The sequence below is a fragment of the Microbacterium esteraromaticum genome (genome assembly GCF_028747645.1).
In the GTDB taxonomy this organism is placed as follows: domain Bacteria; phylum Actinomycetota; class Actinomycetes; order Actinomycetales; family Microbacteriaceae; genus Microbacterium; species Microbacterium esteraromaticum_C.
The window spans coordinates 938,118-957,935 of sequence record NZ_CP118100.1 but is presented as its reverse complement, the minus strand read 5'-3'; the positions used below and the strand labels follow the sequence as shown (position 1 = coordinate 957,935).

At 69.3% G+C, this 19,818-nt stretch carries 13 protein-coding genes and 1 riboswitch; of the genes, 6 read left to right on the top strand and 7 right to left on the bottom strand.

Going from position 1 to position 19,818, the window contains the following annotated elements:
- The first annotated feature begins 42 nt into the window (after nucleotides 1-42).
- Nucleotides 43-2,709 (top strand): phosphoenolpyruvate carboxylase, encoded by a 2,667-nt coding sequence (locus tag PTQ19_RS04285; RefSeq protein ID WP_274368590.1) that lies wholly within the window; start codon nucleotides 43-45, stop codon nucleotides 2,707-2,709.
- Nucleotides 2,710-2,839: 130 nt separating this feature from the next.
- Nucleotides 2,840-4,207 carry an NADP-specific glutamate dehydrogenase gene (gene gdhA / locus PTQ19_RS04280; protein WP_274368589.1) on the top strand — a complete coding sequence of 456 codons (1,368 nt, stop codon included), beginning with the start codon at nucleotides 2,840-2,842 and terminating at the stop codon, nucleotides 4,205-4,207.
- Nucleotides 4,208-4,320: 113 nt separating this feature from the next.
- Here the strand turns inward: gdhA and PTQ19_RS04275 are convergent, their stop codons facing one another.
- The 3 genes from PTQ19_RS04275 to PTQ19_RS04265 form a co-directional block, all read right to left on the bottom strand.
- On the bottom strand, nucleotides 4,321-4,917 hold the full coding sequence (locus PTQ19_RS04275; RefSeq protein ID WP_179411447.1) for a gamma carbonic anhydrase family protein: 597 nt from the start codon (nucleotides 4,915-4,917) through the stop codon (nucleotides 4,321-4,323).
- 136 nt (nucleotides 4,918-5,053) lie between these two features.
- Complete coding sequence (gene cydB / locus PTQ19_RS04270; protein ID WP_274368588.1) at nucleotides 5,054-6,091, bottom strand: cytochrome d ubiquinol oxidase subunit II; 1,038 nt, start codon at nucleotides 6,089-6,091, stop codon at nucleotides 5,054-5,056.
- A gap of 26 nt (nucleotides 6,092-6,117) precedes the next feature.
- Entirely contained in the window at nucleotides 6,118-7,701 is a 1,584-nt protein-coding gene (locus PTQ19_RS04265; protein WP_179411450.1) for a cytochrome ubiquinol oxidase subunit I, read from the bottom strand.
- A 151-nt stretch (nucleotides 7,702-7,852) separates the two neighbouring features.
- Here PTQ19_RS04265 and PTQ19_RS04260 point away from each other — a divergent pair, with 151 nt between their 5' ends.
- Together PTQ19_RS04260 and PTQ19_RS04255 are read left to right on the top strand one after the other, a co-directional pair.
- Nucleotides 7,853-8,209, top strand: coding sequence for a BlaI/MecI/CopY family transcriptional regulator (locus PTQ19_RS04260; protein ID WP_179411451.1), 357 nt, complete (start codon nucleotides 7,853-7,855; stop codon nucleotides 8,207-8,209).
- Between the two features lie 4 nt (nucleotides 8,210-8,213).
- Entirely contained in the window at nucleotides 8,214-9,053 is an 840-nt protein-coding gene (locus PTQ19_RS04255) for a M56 family metallopeptidase (protein ID WP_206550253.1), read from the top strand.
- Nucleotides 9,054-9,073: 20 nt separating this feature from the next.
- On the opposite strand, the gene cydC is transcribed toward PTQ19_RS04255, so the two are convergent.
- The 4 genes from cydC to PTQ19_RS04235 all read right to left on the bottom strand — a co-directional run bounded on the left by cydC (nucleotide 9,074) and on the right by PTQ19_RS04235 (nucleotide 17,922).
- Nucleotides 9,074-12,478 carry a thiol reductant ABC exporter subunit CydC gene (cydC, locus tag PTQ19_RS04250; RefSeq protein WP_274368587.1) on the bottom strand — a complete coding sequence of 1,135 codons (3,405 nt, stop codon included), beginning with the start codon at nucleotides 12,476-12,478 and terminating at the stop codon, nucleotides 9,074-9,076.
- Nucleotides 12,479-12,522: 44 nt separating this feature from the next.
- Entirely contained in the window at nucleotides 12,523-13,329 is an 807-nt protein-coding gene (locus PTQ19_RS04245; RefSeq protein ID WP_274368586.1) for an alpha/beta fold hydrolase, read from the bottom strand.
- Between the two features lie 39 nt (nucleotides 13,330-13,368).
- Entirely contained in the window at nucleotides 13,369-16,923 is a 3,555-nt protein-coding gene (gene mfd, locus PTQ19_RS04240; RefSeq protein ID WP_274368585.1) for a transcription-repair coupling factor, read from the bottom strand.
- 81 nt (nucleotides 16,924-17,004) lie between these two features.
- Nucleotides 17,005-17,922: an EamA family transporter gene (locus PTQ19_RS04235; protein ID WP_274368584.1), complete on the bottom strand. Its 918-nt coding sequence runs from the start codon at nucleotides 17,920-17,922 to the stop codon at nucleotides 17,005-17,007.
- A 72-nt stretch (nucleotides 17,923-17,994) separates the two neighbouring features.
- On the opposite strand from PTQ19_RS04235, the gene PTQ19_RS04230 reads away from it, so the two are divergent.
- Together PTQ19_RS04230 and PTQ19_RS04225 are read left to right on the top strand one after the other, a co-directional pair.
- Nucleotides 17,995-18,564: a GNAT family N-acetyltransferase gene (locus PTQ19_RS04230; RefSeq protein WP_274368583.1), complete on the top strand. Its 570-nt coding sequence runs from the start codon at nucleotides 17,995-17,997 to the stop codon at nucleotides 18,562-18,564.
- 155 nt (nucleotides 18,565-18,719) lie between these two features.
- Nucleotides 18,720-19,583 (top strand): Fpg/Nei family DNA glycosylase, encoded by an 864-nt coding sequence (locus tag PTQ19_RS04225; RefSeq protein ID WP_274368582.1) that lies wholly within the window; start codon nucleotides 18,720-18,722, stop codon nucleotides 19,581-19,583.
- Between the two features lie 66 nt (nucleotides 19,584-19,649).
- Nucleotides 19,650-19,789: riboswitch (FMN riboswitch) on the top strand.
- Nucleotides 19,790-19,818: the final 29 nt, after the last annotated feature.

Sequence of the window (19,818 nt, the reverse complement as noted above, 5' to 3'; positions counted from 1 at the left end):
ACGTGGCGCGGGCGACATCCACGACGGGGATACTCTCGAAGAATGTCCCCCGAGCCCACGAACACCGAAGCCATCCGCGTCATCACCCGCTTCGAGGCATCGAACGGCATCCCCGAGGCGATGCGCGCCGACGTGCGCATGCTGGGCGGGCTGCTGGGTCAGGTGCTGCGCGAATCCGGCACTCCCGGACTGTACGAGGACGTCGAGCGCCTGCGCCTGGCGACGATCCAGGCCGCGGATGCCGACAGCACCGACGCCTTCGAACGCGCCGCATCCATCGCCGACGCGTTCACGATCGAACGCGCCGATGAGGTCGCCCGCGCCTTCACCTGCTACTTCCACCTGGTGAACCTCGCCGAGGAGCACCAGCGCGTCCGCGTGCTGCGGGAACGCGCCGGACAGCCCGGTCGCGAGAACGTCGCCGACACCGTCGCCACCGCCTACGCCCGGCTGCGTGCAGAGATCGGAGAGGATGCCGCCCGCGAGCGCCTCGCCGACCTGCGCTTCCACCCCGTCTTCACCGCGCACCCGACCGAGGCTCGTCGCCGGGCGGTATCGGGCAGCATCCGCCGCCTCTCCGACCTGCTCGGGCAGCACGATCTGGCCAGCCCCGGCGGCTCCGAACAGCGCCGCGCCGTGCGTCGGATGCTGGAAGAGATCGACACCCTGTGGCGCACCGCGCCCCTGCGGGCTGAGAAGCCCACTCCCACCGACGAGGTGCGCACCGTGATGGGCGTCTTCGACGAGACGCTGTTCACCACCGTCCCTCACGTGTACCGCCGGATCGACGACGCTCTGCGTGGCGAGGGCTCCGGCTCGAGCGCCCCCGTGGTGCCCGCGTTCGTGCGGATCGGTTCGTGGGTCGGCGGCGACCGCGACGGGAACCCGTTCGTGACCGCTTCGGTCACCCGTGAGGCGGCCGAGATCGCCTCGGAGCACGTGCTGCGCGGCCTGGAGCGCGCGATCGAGCGCATCGGCCGCACCCTGACGCTCGATGCCGAGAGCACGCCACCGACCGCCGAGGTCGCCGATCTCTGGGATGCCTTCGCACGAGACCACGCCGACGCGGCGACCGAGATCGCCAAACGCTCGCCCGGTGAACCGCACCGCCGTGCCATGTTCGCGGTCGTTCACCGCGTACACGCCACACGCGTCGAGACCGAGAGCGCCTACGCCGCTCCCGAAGAGCTACTGGCCGATCTGCGTGCCGTGCAGCGCTCGCTCGCAGCATCCGGAGCCCGCCGACACGCGTTCGGAGGCCTGCAGCACCTGATCTGGCAGGTCGAGACCTACGGCTTCCACCTCACCGAGCTCGAGGTGCGCCAGCACTCGCAGGTACACGCCGAGGCGCTCGCAGAGCTCGACGCCGGCGCCGAGCTGAGCGAGCGCACGCAGGAGGTCCTGGAGGTCTTCCGCGCGATCGCCGACATCCAGCGCCGCCACGGGCTGCGCGCCGCGGGCCGCTACGTCGTCTCGTTCACCCGTTCGGCCGACGACCTCGCCGCCGTGCACCGGCTCGCCCACTACGCTCTCGGCGACCAGGCTCCCGTGCTTGACGTCGTTCCGCTGTTCGAGACCTTCGCCGACCTGCAGGCGGCGCCCGGCATCATGGCCGAGGTCGTGCAGCAGCCCGCGTTCCGCGCGCGACTGGACGAGACCGGCAACCGACTCGAAGTCATGCTGGGCTACTCGGACTCCTCCAAGGACGTCGGTCCGGTCGCCGCGAACCTCGCACTGTACGAAGCGCAGCGCGACATCGCGCAGTGGGCCGTGGAATCGGGCATCCGACTCACCCTCTTCCACGGTCGCGGCGGTGCCCTCGGGCGCGGCGGCGGACCGGCGAACTCGGCGATCCTCGCCCAGCCGCCGCACTCCGTCGACGGCCGCTTCAAGCTCACCGAGCAGGGCGAGGTGATCTTCGCCCGCTACGGCGAGCCGGCCATCGCCATGCGACACATCGACCAGGTCGCCGCGGCGACGCTGCTGGCGTCATCGCCCAGCGTCGAGCAGCGCACCAGCGGCGCCGCCGAACGGTTCGCCGGCATCGCCAAGGTGATGGACGTCGCCTCGCGCGAGCGCTTCTTCTCACTGGTGGGCGCCGACGGCTTTGCCCCGTGGTTCGCCACCGTCACCCCGATGGAAGAGATCGGTCTGCTCGCCCTCGGCTCCCGCCCGGCCCGCCGCGGCCTGTCGGTCGAGTCGCTCGAAGACCTGCGGGCGATCCCGTGGGTGTTCGCCTGGACGCAGGCGCGCATCAACCTGGCCGGCTGGTTCGGACTCGGAACGGCGCTGCAGGCAGTCGGCGACGAGCAGGCGCTGGTCGAGGCCTACCGCGAATGGCCGTTGCTGCGCACCATGATCGACAACGTCGCCATGAGCCTCGCCAAGACCGACGAACGCATCGCCGCCGAGTACCTGTCGCTCGGCGACCGTGACGACCTCGCCGGCATCGTGCTCGACGAACTGCGACTGACACGGGAGTGGGTGGTCCGTCTGACCGGTGGCGAGCAGCTGCTGGCCGACAAGCCGATCCTGCAGCGCGCCGTCCAGCTGCGCACGCCCTACGTCGATGCCCTCTCGTTGCTGCAGTTGCGCGCGCTGCGCGCCCTGCGCGCCGACGCAGATGCCCCCGCCGCCGACCCGGAGCTGCAGCGCCTGCTGCTGCTCTCAGTCAGCGGAGTCGCCGCCGGTCTGCAGAACACCGGCTGACAGCATCCGCCGCGTCTTGTCGTCGGTACCAGCGGATCTCGCGCGTTAGAGTGAGACCTCTGCCTGATCCGGCGACGCATCACGCGACACGATCGCATACATCACATCCCCCGTCAGAAAGCTCCCCCGCGTGACCGATACCACTGCCGATTTCCACCCGCTCAACGTTGCCGCTCAGCCCGTCTTCGACGCCGTGCTGCACGTCAACCCCAACGAGCCGGAGTTCCACCAGGCAGTGCACGAGGTGCTGCACTCCATCGGCCCGGTGCTCGAGCGCCGTCCCGAGTACTTGGACAAGGGTGTGCTCGACCGCATGGTCGAGCCCGAGCGGCAGATCATCTTCCGAGTGCCGTGGATGGACGACTCGGGCAAGCTGCAGGTGAACCGCGGCTACCGCGTGCAGTACTCCTCGGTGCTCGGCCCCTATAAGGGCGGCCTGCGCTTCCACCCGTCGGTGAACATCTCGATCATCAAGTTCCTCGGATTCGAGCAGATCTTCAAGAACGCGCTGACCGGTCAGGGCATCGGCGGCGGCAAGGGCGGCTCGAGCTTCGACCCGCACGGCAAGAGCGACGCCGAGGTCATGCGCTTCTGCCAGTCGTTCATGAACGAGCTGTTCCGCCACATCGGCGAGCACACCGATGTGCCCGCGGGCGACATCGGCGTCGGCGGCCGCGAGATCGGCTACATGTACGGCATGTATCGCAAGATCACCAACCGCGCCGAGACGGGAATCCTCACCGGCAAGGGCATCGGTTGGGGCGGCGCGCAGGTGCGCACCGAGGCGACCGGCTACGGTGCCGTGTTCTTCGTGCAAGAGATGCTCGCGGTGCACGGCGAGAGCCTTGAGGGCAAGCGCGTCGCCGTCTCGGGCTCCGGCAACGTCGCGATCTACGCGATCGAGAAGGCCACCCAGCTCGGGGCGCGTGCGGTGACGGCATCCGACTCGTCGGGTTACATCGTCGACGACGCGGGAATCGACCTGGGGCTGCTGCGCCAGATCAAGGAGGTCGAGCGCGGTCGCATCATCGAGTACGCCAAGCGTCGCCCCGGCACCCGCTTCGTGGAACGCGGAAACGTCTGGGAGACCCCGGTAGACATCGCGATCCCGGCCGCCACGCAGAACGAGCTGAACCTCGAGTCGGCGCAGATGCTCATCGCCAACGGCGTGCGCGCTGTCGCCGAGGGCGCCAACATGCCGTGCATGCCTGAGGCCGTCGGCGCCTTCCAGGATTCCGATGTGCTGTTCGCCCCGGGCAAGGCCGCGAATGCCGGTGGCGTTGCGACGTCGGCGCTGGAGATGAGCCAGAACGCCTCGCGTCAGCGCTGGAACTTCGCCGACAGCGAGCAGAAGCTGCGCGACATCATGGCCGACATCCACGATGCGTCGTTCCGCGCAGCCGAGCGCTACGGCACGCCTGGCGACTACGTCGCGGGGGCCAACATCGCGGGCTTCGAGCGCGTCGCCGACGCGATGCTCGCCCAGGGCGTGATCTAACCCCCACTCCCCCTTCTATCTGTCACAAAGCCCTGGAATTCCGGCCGAATTCCGGGGCTTTGTGACACATAGGCGGATGCCGGAGAGCGGATGCCGGAGGGCTGATGCCGCGGTCAGAGCCTGTGGTCGTCGGCGTGGCGGGCCAGTGACGTGCCGTAGCGCTCAGTGAGCTGCACCATGAGGTCAGGGGTGTCGCGGTCGACGCCGAACACGTGCCCGGGAAAGTCGAGCTCGGGCATCGCGGCGGCGATCTCATCGGCCTGATCGGGTGAGAACAACCGCACGGGATCGCCAACGGCCACCCATCCGATCGGAACGACGGTTCCCTCGGGCAGCACAGCCCGGCGCTGCACGATCGCATTCACCCGGATCTCGCAACGTGCCCCCACGATCGCCCCGTTGAACACCCGAGCCCCCGAGGCGAAGAACACCTCTTCACCGACGGTCGCGCCGGCGATACTGGCCAGAGTGCCCACCAGGGTGTGATCCCCGATATGCACGGCATTGGCGGCCGTGGCACGGATCAACGCATTCTCCATCACGATCACGTACTCGCCCAGTGTGATGGGCCCGCCTTCCGCCGTGATCACGGCGCCGTGCAGCACCTGGCAGTTCGGTCCGATCTCGACATCGCCCGAGATCACAGCGGTCGGCGCCACGACGGCGGTGTCGTGGATGCGGGGCCGAGCCCCGAGGTGCTCGTACATCATGCGGCCAGACTAGCGCTCCCCGGGCGGTGTTCCGAGGCCAGGACGTCGGAAATCCCAGACGAACCCTGACTGGCTCGGTGTGTCTTGGGTGGACACGCCCGTAGCGCGTGGGATCGTCTGGGATTTCCGACGTGGCTCAGCGGGCGCGCAGCACCGCCGGCAGCACGATGTGCGCCTCGGGGATCATGCCCGGGGTGACGCGCTTGCGGAAGATCCAGTAGCTCCAGGCCTGGTAGAGCAGGATGACCGGCAGAGCGACGACGGCGACCACCGTCATCACTCCCAGGGTGTACGAGCCGTTGGCGGCGTTCCAGACCGTGAGGTCGAACGCCGAGTCGACGGTCGACGGCAGCACCAGCGGGAACATGCCCGCGAAGATCGCACCGGCGCCGAACAGGCCGAACCCGGCGTAGCCGACGAAGGCGTAGCCCTCGTTGCGCTTGCGTGCGGCCACCCAGCCAAGAACCGCCGAGACGACGGCGAGCGCGATGAACGCCCAGGCGAGGATGCTGCCACCGTGCGCGATCTGCACCCAGATCGCCCAGAGCGCGGCCGGCACCAGGCACAGCGGCGCCCAGCGGGCAGCGAACCGGCCGGCCCTCTCGCGCACGGGCCCGTCGGCCTTGAGACCGAGGAAGGTGGCGGCGTGCGCCAGCGAGAAGCCGACCACGGCGAGTCCGCCGAGCACGGCGGTCGGGGTGAGCCAGACGAACGGTCCGCCCACGCGGTCGCCGTTGCCGTCGATCGGCAGTCCAATGGAGGTCAGCGCGAGCGCGGCACCGATGCAGAACGCGACGATGAGCGAACCGAGGCCGATCATCCAGGTCCAGAACGTGCGCCAGCCTTCGGTGTGGATCTTGCCGCGGTACTCGATACCGACCGCTCGCACGATCAGGCCCACCAAGGCGATGGTCAACGGTACGTACAGCGTCGAGAACAACGAGGCGTACCAGGCCGGGAACGCGGCGAACATCGCCGCACCGGCGGTGATCAGCCACACCTCATTGCCGTCCCAGACCGGGCCGATCGTGTTGAGCATGACCCGACGATCACGCTCGGAGCGCGTGGAGAAGCTCATGTGCATGCCGACACCGAGGTCGAAGCCCTCGAGCAGCAGGTAGCCGATCCACAGAACGGCGATGGCGATGAACCAGACGACGGGAAGCGGTTCCATTTCGATGTTCCTCTCGAGTCAGCCGGTCAGTACGCGAACGCGAGCACGTCGTCTCGCTTCTCGTCGCCGTCGGGGTCGTCACCGTGGCCGTCACCGGCCGCGAGCTCGGGCATGGAGGCCGCGACACCGCCGCGGATGTACTTGACCATCAGGTATCCCTCGATCACGAGCATGATGCCGTACACGAGCGTCAGGGTGATGACCGAGAACAGCATCTCGCCCGCTGTGACTCCGGGAGAGACGGCCGCCGCGGTGAACATGAACACGCCGTCAACGCCGGTCGGGTCGGGGTTGGGCGCCACGACGAAGGGCTGGCGTCCGAGCTCGGTGAAGATCCAGCCCGCGATGTTCGCGGCGAACGGGGCGACGATGCCGAGCAGCGCCAGGCGCATGATCCAGGGAGAGCGGGGCACGGTGCCGCGGCGGGTGAGCCAGAGGGCGACGACGCCGCCCAGCGCGACGATGCCACCGAGTCCGATCATGAGGCGGAAGCCCCAGTAGGTCACCCACATCACGGGCACGTAGTTGACTTCGGCTCCCGCGTGGATGCCGTAGAGCTCGTCGTCGGGGATGGTCGCGCCGTACTGGTCGATGTACGTGGGTTCGAGGTCGCTGATGCCGGGCATGTCGGCACCCCATTCACCGGTGCCGAGGAAGCCGAGCACGCCGGGGATCTCGATGAGCGTGACGACGTCGGAGCAGTCGGTCGAGCCGGGGTCCCCGAGCGACAGCACCGAGAACGACGAACCGGTGTGGCAGGCGGCCTCTGCGGCGGCCATCTTCATGGGCTGCTGTTCGTACATGAGCTTGCCCTGGATGTCGCCGGTCACGACGGTGCCTAGGAAGCCGGCGATGGCGACGATGGCGCCGACGCGCAGCGACCAGATCCACACACCGTGGTCGGTGCGGTCACGCCCGGGGACGCCCTGGGCCTCTCCGACGACGACGTTGCCGGCATCATCGACCGTGTCGATGCCGTCGTGGCGACGACGCCACAGGTGGTACCACGAGATGCCGAGCAAGAACATGCCTGCCACGACCAGGGCCCCCAGGATGGTGTGCGTGTACGCGGCGAGGGCGGTGTTGTTGGTGAGCACTGCCCAGACGTCGGTCATGACCGGGCGTCCGTCATCGCCGAGCTCCACGCCGACGGGGTGCTGCATCCAGGAGTTGGCGACGATGATGAAGAAGGCCGAGATCCACGAGCCGATCACGGCGCACCACAGTGCCGCGAGGTGGAGCCCCTTGCGCAGGCGGCCCCAGCCGAAGATCCAGATGCCTAGGAAGGTCGACTCGACGAAGAACGCCAGCAGACCCTCCATGGCCAGCGGTGCACCGAAGACGTCGCCGACGAAGCGGGAGTACTCGCTCCACGCCATGCCGAACTGGAACTCCTGGACGAGTCCCGTCGCGACGCCGACGATGAAGTTGATCAGGTAGACCTTGCCCCAGAACTTGGTCATACGCAGGAACTTCTCATCGCCCGTGCGGACCCACCGGGTCTGCATGATCGCCACCATGAGGCCCAGCCCGAGCGTGAGCGGGACCATCAGGAAGTGATAGACGGTTGTGATTCCGAACTGCCATCTTGCGATGTCGAGCACGTCCACGCGGTGTCTCCTTCTGGATGCGGAATGCGATCGGCTCTACCGACCTCTTGAATTCTACGACACGTAGAACTATTTCGACGAAGCATAGAACAAATTCGACAGCAGGTAGAATCAAAGTCACCCATACGTCGCGAAAGGGAAGGAGGACGACATGGGAACGCTAGGAGAACTGGAGCGGGCCGTCATGGATGCCCTCTGGGACGCGAACGGGGCGCAAAGCGCCTATGACGTGCAGCACACCCTCGAGGAGCGCGGTCGCACGCTCGCCGCAACGACCCTTCTGACCGTGCTGTCACGCCTTGAGAAGAAGGGGTTCGTGGCATCCGACCGCTCCGCCCGCCCGCACCGTTACACCGCGCTCGCCTCGCGCGCCGACCACGTCGCTGAGCTCATGCACTCGGTACTGGGAGACGCCCGCGATCGCACGGCCGTGCTGGAGCGCTTCGTCGGCGGCGTGTCGACCGAGGATGCCGCGGTACTGCGCCAACTACTCGGACGCGCGAGCTGAGCCTGTGCCGCTGCCGCTGGCGACCGCGGTGCTGAACGCCGCCGACCCGACGCTCGACGGTGCGCTGGTGATCCCTCACGAGGTCATCGTCGCGGGTGCCGTGGTGCTGGGAGTCATCGCGATCGCCCTCGCCTGGCCGGTACCGGTAGCGCTCTCGCGCGCCGGCTGGCCGATGCGCGCCCCTGTCATCACGCTGCTGCTGTGGCAGGGCATCGGGCTCGTCGGCGGCCTGTCGATGATCGGTGCGCTGGCGTTGACGGGTTATGCCGCACTGCCGCAGCACCCCTGGCTCGCGGCTGTCCCCGCGATGCTGTTCACTGCTTACCTGCTGGTGCACCTCGGCGTGACGGTCGTGCAGGTGACCCGCCAGCGCCGACGCCACCTCGCGCTGCTCGAACTGCTCACCTCGCCGCATCCGACGCGAGCCCGCACGCGCGTGATCGACGACGCGGTTCCGGTGGCCTACTGCCTGCCCAACGGAACGGGCTCGGTGACTGTACTGTCACAGGGTCTGCTCGACCGGCTCGACCCCGACGAGCTCGTCGCAGTGATCGCGCATGAGCGCGCGCACGTCGAGCAGCGCCACGACCTGCTGCTGCTCGCCTTCCGTGCCTGGCGGTCGGCGCTGCCGTGGTTCCCGACCGCCGCGCGCGCCGAGGTCGAGGTCGCCGCCCTCGTCGAGATGCTCGCCGACGATCACGCTCGCCGCGAGGTGCGCGATGAGGTTCTCGCCCGTGCGATCCTGCAGGTCGGCGCCGGCGGGATCAACGGCGGCGCCGTCGCCGAGCAACCGGTCTCGGGCTCGATGCGGGTCAGCGACCGTTTCCGCCGCCTCGCCTCCTGACGCATCCGCGCGAAGGGCCGTCAGCCGACGCGCTCGACCATCGGCCGCGAGATGGTCTCTCTGCTCAGACGCACGACCGAGTCGCCCGACTGCCGGTCGGCTGTACGGTGCGAGACGAGCATCACGATGCGATCCGTCGTCGCCGCGCGCACGTCGGCCATCATCGCCGCCGCCGTGGGCTCGTCCAGGTGCGCGGTCGGCTCGTCGAGCAGGATGACATCCGCCCGGGTGAGCAGGGCACGCGCCACAGCGAGCCGCTGGCGTTCCCCACCCGACAGAGCCGACCCGCCCGCGCCGACGCGCGTGTCGAGTCCGTCGGAGAGCCCGCCGAGCAGGCGCGTGAGTCCGGCCCGTTCCAGCGCCTGTTGCATGAGGGCGTCATCGGGCGCGTCGTCGCGCGACCGTGACAGCAGCAGATTGCCCCGCAGCGTCGAGTCGAACACATAGGCGTCCTGCGGGCACCAGGCCACGCGGTCGCGCCACCCGCGCTCGTCCAGTTGCGTGAGGGGGTACTCCCCCGCGCGGATGCTGCCCGCTTCAACCGGCAGCGACCCCATCACGGCCGAGAGGATGGTCGACTTCCCGGATCCGGAGGGCCCGTCGATCACCAGCCACCGTCCACGTTCGGCGGCACCGCTGATGTCCTGCACCGCGGGCGTCGCCGCTCCGGCGTAGCGGATGGTGATGTGCTCCAACCCGACCCGGGCGATCTCGCCGGGGCTCTGCGCGCCCCACTCGGCCACGGGTGCGGGCCGCAGGATCGGATCGAGACGGCGGATCAGCGCACGCAGCGTGGGCGTGCGCTGCACCGCCGACACCAGTTCGGCGAGCGGCTCGAGCACACCGAGCGCGAGCAGGGCGATCACCGACACCAGTTCGGCGGGGACGCCGGGCGACAGCACGGGAACCAGCACGGCGAGGATCGCGGCGGCAGCGGTCACCACCGCCGCTCCCAGCCCCGCAGACCAGGCGGCGCGCCGCTCGGCGTCAGCGAGGTCGTCGGCGGCGGCGTTCAGGTCGTCCAGCGCGTGCCGGGCGACACCGTTGCCGCGCAGGTCGTCGGCGGCGGATGCCAGTGCCGAGGTGCCGCGCACGATCGCTGATCTGGCGGCGATGCGCGCGGTGCCGGCGCGTCGCTCTCCGGCGATGGCGAGCACGGATGCCAGCGCGACCGCACCGAGCAGCACGAGTGCGACGAGCAGGGTCAGGTGCGGGGTGACGTATGCCGTGGTGATGATCGTTCCGGCGATCACCAGCAGCCCGGCGCCGATCGGCGGGATCACCCGCGGAAGCTGGTCACGCAGATCGTCGGCGAGGGTGACGAGGTAGTCGAGGGGTGCCCCGCCTTCGAGCAGGCGGCGCGAGCCGGCACCGCGCGCCGCGATCGCCTTCCACAGGCGCAGGCGAAGGTCGTCGACGACGAGGAACGCCGCCCGGTGCGTGACGAGTCGTTCGGCGTAGCGGCCGGCTGCCCGCCCGATACCGAAGGCACGGACGCCGACGATGGCGACGAGCAGGTACATGATGTACTCCTCGACGCTGGCGCGCACGATCAGCCATCCCGACACGGCGGTGAGCGCCGCGGCAAGTCCCGCCGCGAGTGCGGCGAGGCCGACCGCGCCGGCCCAGAGCCAGGCGTGCGGGCGCAACAGCGAGCGCAGCGTGAGGCCGCGCCGGCCGGGCTGACTCCGCGGGGGCGCGGTGGCGCCCTCCGTAGAGGATGCGCCGGTCGCCCCCGAGACAGATGCCACAGACGCGGATGCCACAGACGCGGATGCCGGAGTATTCTGCGCTGCGCCGAGCACCGGCGATGCGGCCGAATCGTCCTCGGTCGAGACGACCGGCACCCGCTGTGTCGCCAAGGCCAGAGTCTCGGCCTCATGGCTGGCGAAGACGACGGTGCACCGGTCGGCGCGGCGCAGCACCGCCCGGCGCACGCGCTCGGCGGAGTCGCTGTCAAGGTGTGCGGTGGGCTCATCCAGAACGAGCAGTCGAGCCCCGGCATCCACTCGCGCCAGCGCTCGCGCGACCGCGAGGCGACGCAACTCACCGGGGCTCAGCTCTGCGACGGCGGCATCGGCGAGAGCCCCCAATCCCAACTCGTCCAACCCGGCCGGCCCGGCACCGTACAGGGCGAGCTCATCGCGGGGCGTCGCGGCGAAGGCGCGCGGTGCCTGCGGCGCCCACGCGACGGCATCCGCCGTGATGCCCTTAATGGCGCCCGAGACCTCGGCATCGACAGGCAGCACCCCGGCGAGCGCGCCTAGCAGCGTCGACTTGCCGGTACCGCTGGGACCGGTGACGGCGACGATCCCGGTCAGTTCGGCGGTGACGCTTCGCAGCGCGGGTTCGGTGCGGCCGGCGTAGCGCACGGCGAGTGCGTCCAGGTGGATGGCGTCAGCATCCGCCGTCGCGGTGCGCGCATCGCGCGCGAACGGACGCGCGAGCAGCGCCTTGGCGCGGTCAAGCGCAGACAGCCCGTCCTGCGAGGCGTGGAACGCCGTACCGACGTCACGCAGAGCCTGAAAGCACTCCGGCGCGAGGATCAGGGCGAGCAGTGCCGGTTCGAGCTCCATCGTGCCGTTGAGCAGCCGCAGTCCGAGGAACACGGCGACGATCGCCACCGAGATCGTCGCGATCAGTTCCAGGGCGAGCGCCGAGAGAAACGCCCAGCGCAGTGTCTCTTCGGTGCGCGCACGGTAGCGGCTCTGGATGCCGTCCAGCGCGCGGGTCTGCTCATCGATGCGCCCGAGCCCGACGAGCACGGGCAGGCCGCGCGCGAGCTCGGTGAGATGGTCGGCGAGGCGGGTCAGGGCGTTGAGAGCGGCGTCCGTGCGCTGCTGCGTGTGCTTTCCGATCAGCACCATGAACAGCGGCACCAGCGGCACCGTGAGCACGATGATGAGGGCGCTCAGCCAGTCGGCGCCCAGGATGCGCAGGCCCACCAGCAGTGGGATGACGGCGGCCGATACGAGAGCCGGCAGCGACTGCGTGTAGTAGTCGTCGAGATCGTCGAGCGCGTCGGATGCCAGCACGGCCGTGCCCCCGCCGGCGCGGTCGCCCGCGGCGATGCGGCGCCAGATCTGCCGACGCAGGTCGCGCTTGACGGCGGTCGCGATGCGGCGCGCGACGACGGTGGTGGCCCATTCCCCTCCGGTGCGCAGCAGTACGCCGGCCAGGCCGAGCACCAGGACGAGTTGCACGGTCGACGGCGCTAGGCCGCCCGACGCGAGCCCAGCGATACCGCGGGCGACGGCCTCGGCGATCAGCACGAGTCCGGCCGCGCGTGCGGCGGCGAGCACGCCCAGGCTGTACAGCGAGCGCTTCGGCACGGGCCCGAGATCGGGGCGGCGGAAGCCGGGGGCCTGAGCGGCTCGGGCCGCTTCAAGGGCCCACGGGTCGTTCGGGATCGGCTGTACGCTCACGCGACGATTCTACAGTGCGTAGAAATCACGTCCCGGCCGCACGTTCATGCCTCACCGACCTCGGCGAGCGCGCTCAGCAACGCGCGCGTGCTGCTCTCGGGGGCATCCCACGTGACGACGTGGCCGGCGCCAGGGACGATCCGCTCGGCCACGCCCTCGAACGCCGCCCAGGCCGGCATCGCCGTAGCGATGTTGCCGGTGCTGTCCCGCGCACCGCGGATCAGAGCGAGCGGCACCGGGGTGCGGTACTGCGGATCGGGATCGGCGAAGGATGCCGTGGCGCGCCACACGTCCATGAAGCGCTTCTTCGGCATCCGATGGAAAATCCGTTCGATCTCTTCGATGGCACCGGGCTCGACCGCCGATGCCCTCGCCATGATCCGCGGCAGTCGTGACGCGGGGATCAGCGCCAGCACCGGGGCCGCGAGCGCGAGAGCGAAGCGCTCCCGCCCGGTGAGAGGCCCGGCGTTCCAGGTCGCGTCGACGACGATCAGCCCGCCCGCGCGCTCCGGATGCTCGCGCACGAACGTCTGCGCGAGATTGCCGCCCAGCGAGTGCCCCACGAGCACGGGCCGATCGAGTTCCAGGGTCTCCAGGAGTGCCATGAGGTCGGCGAGGGCATCCGCCGCGGTGAAGCGCACGCCGGTACCCAGCTCGGAATCGCCATGACCGCGCAGGTCGCACAGCACGACGCGATGCCCCATCGCGATCGCCGCGTGCGCCTGCGCGCGGAACATCGTGTGGTCCATGCCCGCACCGTGCAGCAGCACCACTGCGCGCCCACGTCCGCCGCTGTCGTGAAAACGCACTTCCGCGCCGGGACGGTGCAGCGTGCGATCGACGGCGATCATGCTCCGACCGTAGACCACGCCCGACCGGCCATACCAGCCCTAGCCGGCGGTTGCGGCTTTCACGGGTTCGGGGAACATCGCGGTGAACAGGTTCCCGACCCAGTCGATGAGCTGATCGGTCTGATCCGAACCCGCATCAGCGGCCGGCATCGGCACGACAAGCGCCTCTCCCCCGCCCACGAGCTTGGCCTTCGGATACAGCCGCTGCAGACGCACCTTCATCGAGTCCTCGAAGCGTGCCGGGGCGATGCGCAGATTGGAGCCCATCGCGACGACATCCGACAGACCGGCCTTCGCCGCACGGCGACGCAGCCGCGCCACCTTCACCAGCGTCGACACCTCGTCCGGGAACGCCCCGTACCGGTCGACCAGCTCTTCGACGACCAGATCGATCGCATCGTCGGCCGCCCCCGCACCGGCCGCGGCCGACAGCTTCTGGTAGGCCTCCAGACGCAGGCGCTCACTGTCGATGTAGTACTCGGGGATGCGCGCGTCGACGGGCAGTTCAAGACGCAGCTCGGTCTCGCCCGAGGTGTCCTCGCCGCGGAACGTCGCCACGGCCTCGCCGATCATGCGCAGGTACAGGTCGAATCCGACACCGGCGATGTGACCGGCCTGCTCGGCGCCCAGAAGGTTTCCGGCACCGCGCAGCTCGAGGTCCTTCAGCGCGACCTGCATACCCGAACCGAGGTCGTTGTTGACGGCGATGGTCTGCAGGCGATCGGCGGCCGTCTCGCTGAGCGGCTTGACATCGTCGTACAGGAAGTATGCGTAGGCGCGCTCGCGTCCGCGACCCACGCGACCACGCAGCTGATGCAGCTGCGACAGACCGTACTTGTCGGCGCGGTCGATGATGATCGTGTTGGCGTTGGAGATGTCGAGACCGGTCTCGATGATCGTGGTTGAGACGAGCACGTCGTACTTGCGCTCCCAGAAGTCGTCGACGACCTGCTCGAGCTGGTGCTCGCCCATCTTGCCGTGTGCGACGGCGATGCGTGCCTCGGGCACCAGCTCGGCGAGCTCGGCCGCGACCCGCTGAATCGACTGCACGCGGTTGTGCACGAAGAACACCTGACCCTCGCGCAGAATCTCGCGGCGGATCGCCGCCGCGATCTGCTTGTCGCTGCGCGCCCCGACGAACGACAGGATCGGATGCCGGTCCTCGGGCGGCGTCTGCAGAGTCGACATCTCACGGATGCCGGTGACGGCCATCTCGAGCGTGCGTGGGATCGGCGTGGCGCTCATGGCGAGGATGTCGACGTTCGTCTTCATCTTCTTGAGGGCATCCTTGTGCTCGACGCCGAAGCGTTGCTCCTCGTCGATGATCATCAGACCGAGGTCCTTGAAGATCACCTGATCGGTGAGCACACGATGCGTGCCGATGACCATGTCGACCGAACCGTCGACGAGCCCCTGCAGGGTGAGCCGGGCCTCTTTGTCAGTCTGGAAACGCGACAGGGGGCGCACCTTGACCGGGAATCCGGCGAAACGCTCGGTGAACGTCTCAAGGTGCTGCTTGACCAGCAGCGTGGTCGGCACGAGCATGGCGACCTGCTTGCCCTCCTGGATCGCCTTGAAGGCAGCACGGACGGCAACCTCGGTCTTACCGAAGCCCACATCGCCCGACAGCAGACGATCCATCGGGATCGGCCGCTCCATATCGGCCTTGATCTCATCGATCGTCTGCAGCTGGTCCGGTGTCTCAGCGAAGGGGAAGGCCTCTTCGAGTTCGCGCTGCCAGGGCGTGTCGGGGCCGAAGGCGTGCCCCTTCGCACTCATGCGCGCCGAGTAGAGCTTCACCAGTTCGACGGCGATGTCGCGTACCGCGCGGCGTGCCTTGCCCTTGGCCGCGGCCCAGTCACTCCCGCCCATCTTCGACAGCGTCGGGGCTTCACCACCGACGTACTTCGAGAGCAGGTCGAGCTGGTCAGTGGGCACGAACAGCTTGTCGCCGGGGTAGCCGCGCTTGGCCGGCGCGTACTCGAGCACCAGGTAGTCACGCGTGGTCTTGACGGCGTTGCGGCCACCGCTGGACACCTCGCGCTGCGCCATCTCGACGAACCGCCCGATGCCGTGCGTGGCATGCACCACGTGGTCGCCGGGCTTCAGCTGCAGCGGATCGACGACGTTGCGACGACGCGACGCCAGCTTCTTGACCATCCGCTGATCGCCGCCGATGGTGCGGCCGTAGAACTCGTTGTCGGTGAGCACGGCGATCCGGGCATCCGGCACCTGGAACCCCGACTCGACCGTCGCGGCGGCGATCGACGCCACGCCGCCCTCGGGGGCGTCGACGAGATCGTCGACAATGCGCGCGGCGAGCCCGCGGTCGCTGAGCACGTCGCGCGCCCGCTCGACCAGCCCCTGCCCCGAGGCGACGATGACCACGCGCCACTTCTCGGCGAGTTTGGTTTCGACGAACGCGATCGCCCCGTCGACGTTGCCGTGGAATGACGGGATCACCGACGAGTCGAGGTTGGCGGCATCGTCGTCGTCGGTCGCGAACGGGCTCAGCCGCCACCACACGCCGTCCCGGTCACGGACGATCTCACGCAGCCGGGCCAGCGAGATGAAATCACCAGCGCCGAGGTCGATCGGCGCCGAGGCACCCGAGGTCGCCGCGCTCCACGCCGCATCCAGGAACTCACGGTTCGTCTCGCCCAGATTCTGCGCCCGCGCGCTGGCGCGCTCGGGGTCGATCACGGCCGTGGCAGATCCTGCGGGCAGGTACTCGGCAAGCGTCACCAACGGGCCGGCGACAGCCGGCAGCAGCGACTCCATGCCCTCGACCGGAATGCCCTCCGACATCTTCTCGAGCATTCCGCCGATCGCGGGGAACCCCGCCACCAGAGCGCCCGCACGCTCGCGCACCTCAGCGGTCAGCAACAGCTCGCGGCTCGCGGGCAGCGACACCCCGGCGACATCACCGGGCAGCGACCGCTGATCGGCGACCGAGAACGCGCGGATCTGGTCGATCTCATCGCCGAAGAACTCCACCCGCACCGGGTGGTCAGCGGTGGGCGGGAAGACGTCGAGGATGCCACCGCGCACCGCGAACTCACCACGGCGCGACACCATGTCGACCCGCGTGTATGCACGCTCGACCAACTGCTCAACAGCGCCTTCAAGCTCGAGTCCGCGACCGCCCACGGCGAGTTCCAACGGTGCCGCGTCGCCCAGGTTCGCGGCCAGCGGCTGCAGCGCGGCCCGAACCGACGCGACCACGACGAGCGGCCTCTCCCCGCTCCAGGTGGTGATGCGGCGCAGCGTCTCCAAACGCCGCCCGACGGTGTCGGGGCTGGGGCTCAGGCGCTCGTGCGGCAGGGTCTCCCACGCGGGGAAGGTCAGCACCTCAGCATCGGCGAGGTAGGCCTCCAGCGCCGTCGCGACGGACTCCGCACGCCGGCCCGTGGGGGTGACGATGAGAGCGGATGCCGGTTTGCCGGACGCTGCGCGTTTGTGCAGCAGCCCCGCCACGATCGGCACGTCGAGTCCGTCGACGGCAGAGATATCGGCATCGGTCTGCGCCCAGGTGAGGGCGTCTCGGTACAGGTTCGCCTCTTCCAAGGCGCGCAGAATCCCCGGAACAGTCACCGGAGAAGTCTACGCGGAGCGCCGACATCGCACGCATCCGACGGCCCCGCGAGCAGCCGACGTAGCCCGCGGATCACGCTGTCAGCGCGGACCGATCGCCTCCGGGTCCGACCCCGACGCCGACCGCGGGCGCCACCTCGCGCGGAACCCCTCGACCGCGAGAATCGCCAGTGCGGCGGCGAGGATGCCGTAGACCAGGGCATCCGCTCCCTGCATCCGCTCCCCCAGCAACAGCGCTACCCCGACGAGCATCACCGGCTCGGCATAGCCGAGGAGCCCGAACACCGGCATCGACAACCGCGACGACGCACCCAGGTAGAACGTCATCGCCACGGCGCTGCCCACACCGATCGCGGCGAGCGCCGCGACCTCGAACGCGGTCGGTTGCATCGGCTCGGCCAGCGCCAGCAGCGCCACCGCGAGCGGCGACAGCAACGCGGTCTCGAGACCGAAGACCATCGCACCGTCTAGCCCGAACCGCTGGCGCAGCACGAAGTACACCGTGTAGGGAATGCAGACCATGAGCGTCACCCACGACAGGGCGGGCGTGGCGATCAACTTGACGGCGACCGCGACGGCGGCCAAGCCGACGACGACCCACTGCACCGTGCTGACGTGCGCGTGCAGCAGAAAGCGGCCGCCGAGCACGAGACAGATCGGCAACAGCAGGAAGCCCAACGCGGTATCGAGGCCGTGCCCGTGCATCGGCGCCCACATGAACAGCCACAGCTGTGCGCCGACGATCGCGGCCAGCAGCAGGCTCAGCAGGGGCATCCACCACCGCGTGCGAAGTCGGCGCCACAGCACCGCGACGGCGCGACGGGCCGCGGGATGCAGCAGCGCCGCGGCGTAGCAGACGGCGGTGAGCAGCACGCGCCAGGCGAAGACGACCTCGGCGGACGAGCTGACGAAACCGGCGAGGTAGAACATGCCGGCGAAGATGGTCGATGCCAGCAGCGAGAACAGCACGCCTCGCGGCGATGACCGCTGCACGACCACGGCTCGTCCTCCCCTGATGACGGCTGACAGCCGCGTTCCTGATTCTACTCGCGCGCCCGCTACGCTGGCGCGATGGAACCGGTGGCCCTGCGCACAGAACGACTCGTCCTCAGCATCCCGACCGAGGCCGACGCCGACGCGATCACCGCGGGCTGTCAGGACCCCGAGGTGCCGCGCTGGACGACCGTCCCCAGCCCGTACACGCGGGAGAACGCCGTCGAGTTCGTCGGCCTGGTCAGCGGCTGGTGGGCCGATGGGGTCGAGACGGTGTGGGCGATTCGCAAGGACGGCGAGCTGGCTGGCATGGTGGGTTTGCACCGGATCGCGGCGCACCCGCACGGCGGGGAGGCCGAGATCGGCTACTGGGGCGTCGCGACGTTCCGCGGCCAGGGCATCATGACCGAGGCGGCCCGTGCTGTGGTCGACTTCGCGTTCGACGACTTGGAGCTTGCGCGACTGACATGGCGAGCGGTCGCGGGCAACACCCCATCGGCCCGCACGGCGCGGGCGCTCGGCTTCCGCTACGAGGGGCTGGTGCGCCAGGGCCTGACGGGTCCACGTGGGCGTGACGACGGCTGGGTGGCCGGCCTGCTGGCATCCGACGATCGCATCCCCGTGCCCTGGCCGGTGCTCTCCTCCTGAGGTGCTCTCCCCCACCCACGAGGGGTCAAAAAACGCGCAGTCCGGGCGTGCGCACACGACATTTCTTGACCCCTCGTGGGGAGGTACGTGGGGAGGTGAAGGGGGAGGTGAAGGGGGTCTCGACGCGTGTCGGCGGGGCGTGCCAGGATGACCGCATGCCCGAAATGCCGGAGGTGCAGGGACTGGTCGACTTCCTCGGTGAGCGCGCCGCGGGGCGAGTGATCACGCGCGCGAGCGTCTCGGCGATCGCCGCGCTGAAGACCTTCGACCCACCGATCACGGCGCTGCAGGGCGCCACGATCACGGGCGCTGCCCGGCATGGCAAGTTCATCGACCTCGCACTCGGCGATCAGCTGCACCTTGTCGTGCATCTGGCGAAGGCGGGCTGGCTGCGGTGGTACGAGAACCTGCCTACGACTCTCATCAAGCCGGGCAAGAGTCCGATAGCCCTGCGCATCGCACTCGACGACGGCAGCGGGTTCGATCTGACCGAGGCGGGCACCAAGAAGTCGCTCGCCATCTCGGTGGTGCGCGATCCGCTCGATGTGCCCGGTATCGCGCGCCTGGGCCCCGACCCGCTCGACCCGGCATTCACGCGGGAGGCGTTCGCGGCCGTGTTGGCCGGCCGCCGTACGCAGATCAAGGGGCTGCTGCGCGATCAGGGTCTGATCGCGGGCATCGGCAATGCCTACAGCGATGAGATTCTGCACGCCGCGAAGATGTCGCCGTACGCACCCGCGGCGAACCTGGACGACGCCGATGTCGATCGGCTGTACGAGGCGATGCAGACCACTCTGCGCACGGCGATCGACGAGGCCGCAGGAAAGCCCCCGGCCGATCTGAAGGATGCGAAGCGGTCGGGCTTCCGGGTGCACGCACGACGGGGGCAGGCCTGCCCTGTCTGCGCCGACGAGGTGCGCAGTGTGTTCTTCGCCGATCGCAGCCTGGAGTACTGCCCGACGTGCCAGACGGGAGGCAAAGTGCTCGCCGACCGGCGCCTGTCGCGGCTGTTGAAATGAGAACCCCGGAATGTTGATTCGCGGGAATGCAATCGCACGCGCGGCGTTGAGTAGACTCTGAGCATCAACGTGCTCCGGGGTCGGTGAGAATCCGAACCGGCGGTGACAGTCCGCGAACGCCTGGCGACAGGCGCCGATCCGGTGAAAATCCGGAACCGACGGTGATGCGAGCGAAGCTCGCTAGTCCGGAAGAGAGGCAGCACGAGCAACGCGCGTGCGCGTTCGCTGCCGTCCC

Bases quoted from the DNA above. Each gene is read 5' to 3' on its own strand.
- PTQ19_RS04285 (WP_274368590.1), top strand. From the start codon at position 43: ATGTCCCCCGAGCCCACGAACACCGAAGCCATCCGCGTCATCACCCGC.
- PTQ19_RS04225 (WP_274368582.1), top strand. From the start codon at position 18,720: ATGCCCGAAATGCCGGAGGTGCAGGGACTGGTCGACTTCCTCGGTGAG.
- PTQ19_RS04275 (WP_179411447.1), bottom strand. From the start codon at position 4,917: ATGATGTACGAGCACCTCGGGGCTCGGCCCCGCATCCACGACACCGCC.
- cydB (WP_274368588.1), bottom strand. From the start codon at position 6,091: ATGGAACCGCTTCCCGTCGTCTGGTTCATCGCCATCGCCGTTCTGTGG.
- PTQ19_RS04245 (WP_274368586.1), bottom strand. From the start codon at position 13,329: ATGATCGCCGTCGATCGCACGCTGCACCGTCCCGGCGCGGAAGTGCGT.
- PTQ19_RS04230 (WP_274368583.1), top strand. From the start codon at position 17,995: ATGGAACCGGTGGCCCTGCGCACAGAACGACTCGTCCTCAGCATCCCG.
- PTQ19_RS04260 (WP_179411451.1), top strand. From the start codon at position 7,853: ATGGGAACGCTAGGAGAACTGGAGCGGGCCGTCATGGATGCCCTCTGG.